Source organism: Achromobacter sp. RW408, assembly GCF_003184165.1.
Classification (GTDB): domain Bacteria; phylum Pseudomonadota; class Gammaproteobacteria; order Burkholderiales; family Burkholderiaceae_B; genus Achromobacter; species Achromobacter xylosoxidans.
In genome coordinates this window covers 1-9,133 of record NZ_QHHO01000027.1, presented here as the reverse complement: position 1 = coordinate 9,133, position 9,133 = coordinate 1, and the positions used below count along the sequence as shown (strand labels likewise).

The 9,133-nt window shown below is 65.4% G+C and carries 10 protein-coding genes; 8 read left to right on the top strand and 2 right to left on the bottom strand.

Going from position 1 to position 9,133, the window contains the following annotated elements; all coding sequences use genetic code 11:
• The first annotated feature begins 204 nt into the window (after window positions 1-204).
• The 5 genes from cyoA to DK459_RS07480 all read left to right on the top strand — a co-directional run bounded on the left by cyoA (window position 205) and on the right by DK459_RS07480 (window position 4,868).
• Complete coding sequence (gene cyoA / locus DK459_RS07500) at window positions 205-1,116, top strand: ubiquinol oxidase subunit II (RefSeq protein WP_026384598.1); 912 nt, start codon at window positions 205-207, stop codon at window positions 1,114-1,116.
• Window positions 1,116-3,092: a cytochrome o ubiquinol oxidase subunit I gene (gene cyoB, locus DK459_RS07495; RefSeq protein WP_006387444.1), complete on the top strand. Its 1,977-nt coding sequence runs from the start codon at window positions 1,116-1,118 to the stop codon at window positions 3,090-3,092. Before cyoA ends, cyoB begins: the two co-directional genes overlap by 1 nt.
• A gap of 3 nt (window positions 3,093-3,095) precedes the next feature.
• Window positions 3,096-3,710 carry a cytochrome o ubiquinol oxidase subunit III gene (cyoC, locus tag DK459_RS07490; RefSeq protein ID WP_006387443.1) on the top strand — a complete coding sequence of 205 codons (615 nt, stop codon included), beginning with the start codon at window positions 3,096-3,098 and terminating at the stop codon, window positions 3,708-3,710.
• The gene (gene cyoD, locus DK459_RS07485) at window positions 3,710-4,060 is read left to right on the top strand and encodes a cytochrome o ubiquinol oxidase subunit IV (protein ID WP_006387442.1); all 351 of its coding nucleotides are present in this window, start codon (window positions 3,710-3,712) and stop codon (window positions 4,058-4,060) included. The genes cyoC and cyoD overlap by 1 nt, the downstream gene beginning before the upstream one ends.
• A gap of 190 nt (window positions 4,061-4,250) precedes the next feature.
• Complete coding sequence (locus DK459_RS07480) at window positions 4,251-4,868, top strand: nitrogen fixation protein NifQ (protein WP_006387440.1); 618 nt, start codon at window positions 4,251-4,253, stop codon at window positions 4,866-4,868.
• 19 nt (window positions 4,869-4,887) lie between these two features.
• On the opposite strand, the gene DK459_RS07475 is transcribed toward DK459_RS07480, so the two are convergent.
• Window positions 4,888-6,942, bottom strand: coding sequence for a TonB-dependent receptor (locus DK459_RS07475; RefSeq protein ID WP_199234267.1), 2,055 nt, complete (start codon window positions 6,940-6,942; stop codon window positions 4,888-4,890).
• A gap of 164 nt (window positions 6,943-7,106) precedes the next feature.
• On the opposite strand from DK459_RS07475, the gene DK459_RS07470 reads away from it, so the two are divergent.
• From DK459_RS07470 to DK459_RS07460, 3 genes are all read left to right on the top strand, one after another.
• On the top strand, window positions 7,107-7,322 hold the full coding sequence (locus DK459_RS07470; RefSeq protein WP_006387438.1) for a SlyX family protein: 216 nt from the start codon (window positions 7,107-7,109) through the stop codon (window positions 7,320-7,322).
• 228 nt (window positions 7,323-7,550) lie between these two features.
• Window positions 7,551-7,910: a DUF4148 domain-containing protein gene (locus tag DK459_RS07465; protein WP_006387437.1), complete on the top strand. Its 360-nt coding sequence runs from the start codon at window positions 7,551-7,553 to the stop codon at window positions 7,908-7,910.
• A 191-nt stretch (window positions 7,911-8,101) separates the two neighbouring features.
• Entirely contained in the window at window positions 8,102-8,479 is a 378-nt protein-coding gene (locus tag DK459_RS07460; protein ID WP_006387436.1) for a hypothetical protein, read from the top strand.
• Between the two features lie 104 nt (window positions 8,480-8,583).
• On the opposite strand, the gene DK459_RS07455 is transcribed toward DK459_RS07460, so the two are convergent.
• On the bottom strand, window positions 8,584-9,133 hold a 550-nt coding region (locus tag DK459_RS07455), incomplete at its 5' end, for a phosphate acyltransferase (protein WP_255412868.1).

Sequence of the window (9,133 nt, the reverse complement as noted above, 5' to 3'; positions counted from 1 at the left end):
CGTCGCACCCCCACCCTTCCAGCAAAGCCCGCCCCCGCCTGGGAAAACCCTTAACGGGAAGCCTTGAGGGCAAAAGCCCGCTAGGCAATGCGACCATTCGTCGCAGCCTTGACCCAAATCAAACCGATAGGATGGACGTTGCTGCCTAGCAGCATTCCAGTCTGCTGCTACGCAGCATTTCCCACCTTCCATCCAAGGCTGTACGTGAAACACCCCCTCCTTGCGACCCTTACGCGCATTTTTGGCGTCGGCGCGGTCATGCTGCTTGGCGGCTGCAACATGGAAATCCTCTCCCCCAAGGGAGACATTGGCGCTCAGGAAAAGACCCTGCTGTTCACGGCAACCGGTCTGATGCTCCTGGTGGTGATCCCGGTCATCATCATGATCCTGACGTTTGCCTGGAAATACCGCGCATCCAATACCAAGGCCGACTACCAGCCCAAGTGGGCCCACTCCACGGCGATCGAAGTCGTGGTCTGGACCGTGCCATGTATCATCGTGGCGATCCTCGCCGTGATCACCTGGCGCTCCACGCACGCGCTCGATCCCTACAAGCCGCTCGTCTCCGAGCACAAGCCGGTCACCATCGAGGTGGTGTCGCTGGATTGGAAGTGGCTGTTCATCTACCCCGAGTACGACATCGCCACGGTCAACGAGATCGCCTTCCCGGTTGACGTCCCGGTCAATTTCCGGATCACCTCGGCCTCGGTCATGAACTCGTTCTTCATCCCCCAACTGGGCAGCCAGATCTACTCGATGGCGGGCATGGAGACCAAGCTGCACCTGAACGCGCGCGAGCCCGGCACCTACGCCGGCATCTCGGCCAACTACAGCGGCGCCGGCTTCTCCGGCATGCGCTTCAAGGCCATCGCCACGTCGCAGGAAGGCTTCGACAACTGGGTCAAGGAAGCCAAGGCTTCCGGCACCGCGCTGACTCCGGCGGTGTACCAGGAACTGACCAAGCGCAGCGAACACAACCCGGTCGCCAAGTACGCCTCGGTGCCGCCGTCCATGTTCGACTACATCCTGGGCAGCACCATGTCCAAGATGGCCGGCGTCGATGACGCCACGTGCACCCCCACGTCGAATAATCTTGTCGCAGGATTGACTCAATAATGCTCGGGAAACTCACCCTCGAGGCCATTCCGTACCATGAACCCATCGTCATGGTCACGCTGGCCGCCGTGTGCCTGGGAGGCCTAGCGGTCTTCGGCGCCATCACCTACTTCCGCAAGTGGAAGTACCTCTGGACCGAATGGCTGACCTCGGTCGACCACAAGCGCATCGGCGTGATGTACATCATCGTCGCGCTGATCATGCTGCTGCGCGGCTTCGCCGACGCCATCATGATGCGTACCCAGTTGGCCGTCGCCTCGGCCGACTCCGCCGGCTTCCTGCCGCCCCACCACTACGACCAGATCTTCACCGCCCACGGCGTCATCATGATCTTCTTCATGGCGATGCCTTTCATCACCGGGCTGATGAACATCGTGGTGCCGCTGCAGATCGGCGCCCGCGACGTGGCCTACCCGTTCCTGAACTCGCTGAGCTTCTGGCTGTTCGGCGCCGGCGTCGCGCTGATGATGATCTCGCTGTTCGTCGGTGAATTCGCCGCGACCGGCTGGCTCGCCTATCCGCCGCTGTCCGGGCTCGACTACAGCCCAAGTGTCGGGGTGGACTACTACATCTGGGCGCTGCAGATCTCCGGGCTGGGTACAACACTCAGCGGCATCAACTTCATCGTGACCATCCTGCGCATGCGCGCGCCGGGCATGAGCCTGATGAAGATGCCGATCTTCACCTGGACCTCGCTGGTCACCAACGTCCTGATCGTGGCCGCCTTCCCGGTGCTGGCCGCCACGCTGGCGCTGCTGACGATGGACCGCTACCTGGGCACGCACTTCTTCACGAACGACATGGGCGGCAACGTCATGATGTACGTGAACCTGATCTGGATCTGGGGCCACCCCGAGGTCTACATCCTGGTGCTGCCGGCCTTCGGCGTGTACTCCGAAGTGGTCGCCACGTTCGCCCGCAAGACCCTGTTCGGCTACAAGTCCATGGTCTACGCCACGGCCGCCATCGGCGTGCTGTCGTTCCTGGTCTGGCTGCACCACTTCTTCACCATGGGCGCGGGGGCCAACGTCAACGCGTTCTTCGGCATCGCCACGATGATCATCTCGATCCCGACGGGCGCGAAGATCTTCAACTGGCTGTTCACCATCTACCGCGGCCGCCTGCGCATCACCACGCCGGTGCTGTGGACGCTGGGCTTCATGCTGGTGTTCGTCATCGGCGGCATGACCGGCGTGATGCTGGCCATCCCCGGCGTGTCGTTCGTGCTGCACAACAGCCTGTTCCTGATCGCCCACTTCCACAACACCATCATCGGTGGCGTGGTGTTCGGTTGCATCGCCGGCATGACCTACTGGTTCCCCAAGGCTTTCGGCTTCAAGCTGAACGAACGCCTGGGCCGCTACTCGTTCTACTGCTGGTTCGTCGGCTTCTTCCTGGCCTTCATGCCCCTGTACATCCTGGGCTTCAAGGGCATGACGCGTCGCCTGAACCACTACGACAACCCCGAATGGCAGCCGTACCTGCTGGTCGCGCTGGCCGGCGCCGCGCTGATCATGCTGGGCATCTGGTTCCTGCTGCAGCAAGTGTTCGTGTCGGTGCGCCAGCGCAAGCAGAACCAGGACATCACCGGCGATCCCTGGGATGGCCGCACCCTGGAATGGTCGATCTCGTCGCCCGCGCCTTTCTACAACTTCGCCCATGTTCCTCACGTCGATGAACTGGACCAGTTCTGGGAAGACAAGCAGAACGGCAAGGCCTACAAGCGCCCAGCCAAGTACGAAGACATCCACATGCCGAAGAACACCGCCGCCGGCGTCTTCATCGGCGCATTCGGCCTGGTCATGTGCTTTGCCCTGATCTGGCACATCTGGTGGCTGTCGATCGTCGGTTTCGTCGGCATGATCGGTTCGTTCATCGTCCGCGCCTATGACCGCGACGTCGACTACTGGGTCCCGGCCGCGGAAGTCGAACGCATCGAAAACGCCCACTTTGAAAAAATGCAGAAGGCCGCCTGAGCCATGATTCAAGCCGTAGCCACTCACCCCCACGCGGGTCACGACGATCACGCGCACCATGACGATGGATCCAAGACCGTTTTCGGTTTCTGGGTCTACCTCATGAGCGACTTGCTGATCTTTTCGGTGCTGTTCGCGACGTTCGCGGTGCTGGCCAACGCCACCGCGGGCGGCCCCACCGGCAAGGAACTGTTCGACCTGAAGTTCGTCCTGGTCGAAACCCTGTTGCTGCTGTTCTCGAGCTTCACCTTCGGCATGGCCAACCTGAACGTCCACGCCAACAACAAGAGCCGCGCAATCGGCTGGTTGATGGTCACGTTCCTGTTCGGCGCGGGCTTCATCGCGATGGAAGTCTATGAATTCCATCACCTGATCACCGAAGGCGCGGGCCCCGGCCGCAGCGCCTACCTGTCGGCGTTCTTCACGCTGATCGGCACGCACGGCCTGCACGTGACGTTCGGCCTGATCTGGATCGTCGTCATGATCGACATGATCCGCCGCCATGGCCTGGACTCGATCAACAAGCGTCGCCTGGCGTGCCTGAGCCTGTTCTGGCACTTCCTGGACATCGTCTGGATCTGCGTCTTCACCTTCGTCTATCTTCTGGGAGCCCTCTGATGTCGCACTCCGCTGCGGCCGCACACGGCCACGACGATCACGCCGCCGACCACGGCAGCCTGAAGTCCTACATCATCGGTTTCGTGCTCTCGCTCCTGCTCACCTTCGGCTCGTTCGGCCTGGTGATGAGCGGCGCGCTGTCCCACACCATCACCATCATCGGCGTGGTGGCACTGTGCGTGCTCCAGCTGCTGGTGCAGCTGGTGTACTTCCTGCACATGGGCGCATCGAAATCGGCCCGCGACAACCTGGCCACGTTCGTCTTCACCGTGATGATCATCGCCATCATCGTCGGGGGTTCGGCCTGGGTGCTGTACAACATGAACGTCAACATGGGCCACGCCATGTAAGACCCGTCATCCGATGACGACAGACAGGCGCCGCGAGGCGCCTGTTTTTTTTGGGTGGCAGGCATTTCGCCGCGACGATCCCCCGCGATCAATCCACGGCGGAATTGACCCAACGCAGGCAGGGTCATCCGGCATTCGTCATATATTCTGGCTTATAACGATTTCTTCGATCCTTCCCTCGCCAACCGCCATGGATGCCCTTCTCACCGCCCCTCCTGCCACCGGCGACATCGATGCCCTGGCCCGCGCCCTGCTGGACCACGCGTCGCCCGGCCATCCGGACGCCCGCTTCTTCGCCACCGTGATCGGCAAGAGCCTGGCGCACCATGACCTGGCCCGCACCGGCCTGTCGCCCGTCGAGCTGGCCGAGGTGCTGGCCAGCGTGTTTCCGGGTGCGCAGGGCGGCGCGACCACCGCGCTCGCCGACCTGCGGGCACAATTGCTCGCCTACGCGGCGCGCGGCCTGGCCAATCCGCAACCGGATTTCACGCGCCTGCTGCGCATGCTGCTCCAGGCTTGCGGCGGGCCCGCGCCCACCACCGCCTGGGTCACCAGCGTGTTGGCGCACGCCTGCCTGCGCCCGGACCATCTGTGGCGCGACCTCGGCCTGACCGGCCGCGAGGACGTCACCGCGCTGCTGACGCGCCACTACCCGGGCCTGGTGGCGCGCAACACCGCCAACCTGCGCTGGAAGAAGTTCCTGGCGTATTCCGCCTGTGAACACGCCGGCCTGCCGCTCGCCGCCGCGCCGGGCTGCGCTGCCTGTGAGGATCATGGCTTCTGCTACGGCTCGGCCAGGGCCGCCTGAGCCGGCCGGGCATGCCACCTCAATAACGGTACATGACGCCCAACCCCACGCCCACGCTGCGCCCCGGCGCCGGCTCGTAGTAGCGGCCATTGCTTTCGTTGACGATGACGGATCCGGCATAACGCCGGTCGAACAGGTTGTCGACGCGGGCGTAGGCGCTCAGATCCCAGTCTCCCAGGCGCTTGACATAGCCCGCCGACAGCGCGGCCACCACATAGCCCGGCGCGGCCGCGTCGTTGGCGTCATCGGCATACAGGCGGCTCAGGTAGCGAGCCTCGATGCCCGCCTGCCAACCCTGTGGTGGCGCCCAGCCCAGCGCGGCGTAGGCCGATTGACGCGCGATGCCCGGAATGCGGTTGCCGGCGCGGATGCCGCCGGCGCCATCGTCGCGATAGCGCGCATCCAGCCAGGTGTAGGCCAGTTGCGCGCGCCCATGGCGGGCAAAGGCCGCCGACCAGCCCAACTCGACGCCATCGCGGCGCGTGCGCCCGGCGTTGCGGAAGGTGGCGCGACCGCCCGCGCTGCCCGCCGACACGATCTCGTCGTGCGTCGATACGCGGAACACCGCGGCGGTCAGTTGCCCGCCGGCAAGGTCGGTCTTCAGGCCCGCTTCGGCATTGTTGCCGAGCGCGGGCGCCAGCGCGAAGTTCAGCCCCGGCAGGCCGCCGGGCCGGTACGACAACTCATTGAACGTGGGGGTTTCGAAGCCGCGGCCATAGGACACGTACAGGCTGGTGCGCGCCTCGGGCTGGTAGCGTAGCGCGGCCACCGGCAATGCGCGGCGGTAGCGCGCATCGCCGCTGTCGTCGCCGTTGCCCGGCGTGATGTAGTGGTCGCGCGAGCGGAACGCCACCGTGCTGTAGCGCAGGCCCGCATCCAGGGTCCAGCGCGGCGCCATGCGCCACGATGCCTGCAGGTAGGGATCGGCGTTGTAGACGGTGTTGGTTTCGTCGCGCCGCAGCGCGCCTTGCACCCCGATCTGGCGGTCGGCGCCGTCGCCGGTGTAGTTCTGGTAGCCCTTGCGTTGTTCGCGCAGTGTGTCGTACGAGAAGCCGCCGACCAGCGTCAAGGGCCGTTCCGCCGGCCCCAGTTCCGCGGTCCAGCGCAGGTCGGCGCCGCCATAGCGGCGGCGCAGGTCGATCACGCCGCCCGCCTGGGTCGTCGCCGCCTGCGCGGCGGGCGGGATGGCCTGGAATTGCGTGGTGTCGCGCTGGCCGTAGTACAGCATCAGGCGCAGGGTGTTGGCGCCGTCGACGTGGCGCTCGTAGACCAGCCCGCCCTGGGTCTGGCGCACGGTCTTGCGGGTGTCGTATTGCGTGGCCAGCGCGGCGCTGCGCGGTGCGTCCTGGAATTGCGCGTAGGTCAGGCCGAGCGGATCCTGCGCCGTCAGGTCGACGCTGTTGGCCACGATCGTCAAGCGGCTCGCGTCGTCCAGCTGTACACCCAGCTTGGCGTTGCCCAGGTTCTTGCGCGCGGCGCTGTGGTCGCGGTAGCCGTCGGTGGTCATGCGCGACAGAGCGAGCACGTAGTCGATGTCGCCCGAGGCGCCGGAGGCCTTGGCGCCGTAGCGCCAGGTCCCGTCGCTGCCGGCCCAGCCCGACACGCCGATTGCGGCGGGCACCGCGCCGTCTTCGGTATAGGCCAGGATCACGCCCCCCGAGGAATTGCCGTACAGCGCCGAGAACGGCCCGCGCAACACCTCCACCCGGTCGAGCGAGCCGATGTCGATGTTCGAGGTCTGGCCCTGTCCATCGGGCATGGTCGCCGGGATGCCATCCACGTACAGCCGCACCCCGCGCACGCCGAACGTGGAACGCGCGCCGAAGCCGCGGCTGGATAGCTGCAGGTCCTGCGCGTAGTTCTGGCGGTTCTGGACCTGCAGGCCCGGCACGCCGGCCAGGCCTTCGGACAGGTTGATCCCGGGCTGGCCGCGACGCATCGCCGCGCCTTCCACGATGTCGACCGAGGCCGGGGTTTCCCAGGGCGGCGCGCCGATCCGGGTGCCGGTCACCGCCACCGGGGCCAGCTGCTGCGGCGCCTGCGATTGGGCCAGCGCCGCCACCGCCGGCGCCATGCCCAGCAGGCCCTGCAGAAAGGGGCGGGCCAGGGCGCCGCGCCGGCGTCGTTGCTGCGCCAATCGAGTTCCCCGCTGAGTGACCATGCCCCCGAGCCTCGCACAGGATTGCGCGGATGTCGATACGGCCCCGGACGCCGCGGCGAATGGGTTCTAATAGCGCCATGGAAAATCCGCAAGACATCGAACGCCGGCTGCTGGACCTGGAAGTCAAGGCCAGTTTCGCCGACGACCTGCTGGAACAGTTGAACCAGATCATCGTGCGCCAGCAACAACAGATCGACCGCCTGCAACGCGAGGTGGCCGAACTGCGCCAACAGGCGCCCGAAGGCGCGGCGCCGTTCCGCAGCCTGCGCGACGAACTGCCGCCCCATTACTGAGCTGGGCGTCTCTCGCGCTGGCAATATGGCGACAGCTATCGTCGCCATAAATGGCGACTAACTACCAATAATCGCCATTTCTTTCCATTGGTGGAAAAATCTTTTACCGATATCAGGGTTTATCCGTAGGCCGTTTGCGCGCACTATGGAGCCATCGGGAAACAACAACGAACCACGACGGATAGGCCGCCGGATTCGCTCCCAGGCTTCTGAAATCGGAGATTCACCATGAAAAAGACCCTTGCTTCCGCCCTGCTGATGTCCCTGGCCGCCCTGAGCGCCGGCGCCTACGCCTCGCAGAACATCGAACCGAACAACGTGCCCTTCCAGGGCGTCTATGGCACCCCTTATGAAGGCCCGACCCGCGCCCAGGTGCAGGCCGAACTGGCCGCCGCCAAGGCCGCCGGCCAGGTTTCGAACGTCGAACCCAACGACGTGCCCTTCCAGGGCGTGTACGGCGCGCCCCAGTCTGGCGTGACGCGCGCCCAGGTCGAAGCCGAACTGGCCAGCGCCAAGGCGGCCGGCCTGGTCTCGAACGTCGAACCGAACGACCTGCCGTTCTCGGGCGCCTACCATCGCGCCAACTGATCGGCCGACGATTTACCCCTCCCCTTGTTGTACCTTGGCCGCCCTTGCCGGGCGGCTTTTTTTGCGCCCGCACAACCCGGCGAGCATGCGGCCGCGGCGGATCGAGACAAGAAACGGGCGCTTCGCGTACCATCGGACCTGACCATCAAAAGGCTGTCCGCGCAGCCGTGACAACAATGAGGGAGTCCGCAATGAAAACCATCCGTCTCATCGCTTTCGCGCTCGCCGCCGGCGTCACTGCCGGCCCGGCCCTGGCGGCGCCCGCCGTCATGCTGAACAATGCCCTCATCACCCAGATTTCCAAGGCCGACAAGCCCGCCTTCCACCAGGCCGTCGCGGATGCGTTGAACAATGCCGCCGATGGCCAGAGCGTCAACTGGTCGAGCACGCCCAAGCGCAAGGCCGCGCCGATCACGGCCAAGATCACCCCGCTGCAGACCAGCAAGCTGTCGGGCGACCGCACCTGCCGCCTGCTGGAAGGGGATTTCGCCCGCACCAGCACCACCGAAACCTGGAAGTTCTGGTTCTGCAAGCAACCGGACGGCACCTGGAAGGCCAGCTCGAACTGAGCATCGCGGCCCTTGCATCGGCCAAAGAGAACGCCCGCGACATCCCAGGATGAAGCGGGCGTTTTGCCATCCGGCCGCGCCCGTGGCGCGGGCCGGCAGCCGCGTCAGCCTTCGACGCGGTTGGCGTCCAGCACCGTCATGGCCGTCATGTTGATGATGCGGCGCACGGTCGAACTGGAGGTCAGGATGTGCACCGGCGCATTCGCGCCCAGCAGGATCGGGCCGACCGCCACGTTGCCGCCCGCGGCCGTCTTGAGCAGGTTGTAGGCGATGTTGCCGGCGTCCACGTTCGGGCACACCAGCAGGTTGGCCTCGCCCTTGAGCGTGGAGGACGGCAGGATGCGCAGGCGCAGCGCTTCGTCCAGCGCGCAGTCGCCGTGCATTTCGCCGTCGATCTCCAGTTCGGGCTCGGCTTGGCGCACCAGTTCCAGCGCGCGGCGCATCTTGGCGCCCGAGGCCGAACTGCCCGAACCGAAGTTCGAGCGCGACAGCAACGCCACCTTCGGCGCCAGGAACATGCGCTGCATTTCCTTGGCCGCGGCGATGGTGAACTCGGCGATCTGCTCGGCCGTCGGTTCGTCGTTGACGTGCGTGTCCACCAGCACCACCGTGCGCTCGTTGAGCAGCAGGATGTTCATGGCGGCGTAGACGTTG

Bases quoted from the DNA above. Each gene is read 5' to 3' on its own strand.
- cyoC (WP_006387443.1), top strand. From the start codon at position 3,096: ATGATTCAAGCCGTAGCCACTCACCCCCACGCGGGTCACGACGATCAC.
- DK459_RS07465 (WP_006387437.1), top strand. From the start codon at position 7,551: ATGAAAAAGACCCTTGCTTCCGCCCTGCTGATGTCCCTGGCCGCCCTG.
- DK459_RS07475 (WP_199234267.1), bottom strand. From the start codon at position 6,942: ATGGCGCCGGCGGTGGCGGCGCTGGCCCAATCGCAGGCGCCGCAGCAG.
- DK459_RS07460 (WP_006387436.1), top strand. From the start codon at position 8,102: ATGAAAACCATCCGTCTCATCGCTTTCGCGCTCGCCGCCGGCGTCACT.
- cyoB (WP_006387444.1), top strand. From the start codon at position 1,116: ATGCTCGGGAAACTCACCCTCGAGGCCATTCCGTACCATGAACCCATC.
- DK459_RS07480 (WP_006387440.1), top strand. From the start codon at position 4,251: ATGGATGCCCTTCTCACCGCCCCTCCTGCCACCGGCGACATCGATGCC.
- DK459_RS07470 (WP_006387438.1), top strand. From the start codon at position 7,107: ATGGAAAATCCGCAAGACATCGAACGCCGGCTGCTGGACCTGGAAGTC.
- cyoD (WP_006387442.1), top strand. From the start codon at position 3,710: ATGTCGCACTCCGCTGCGGCCGCACACGGCCACGACGATCACGCCGCC.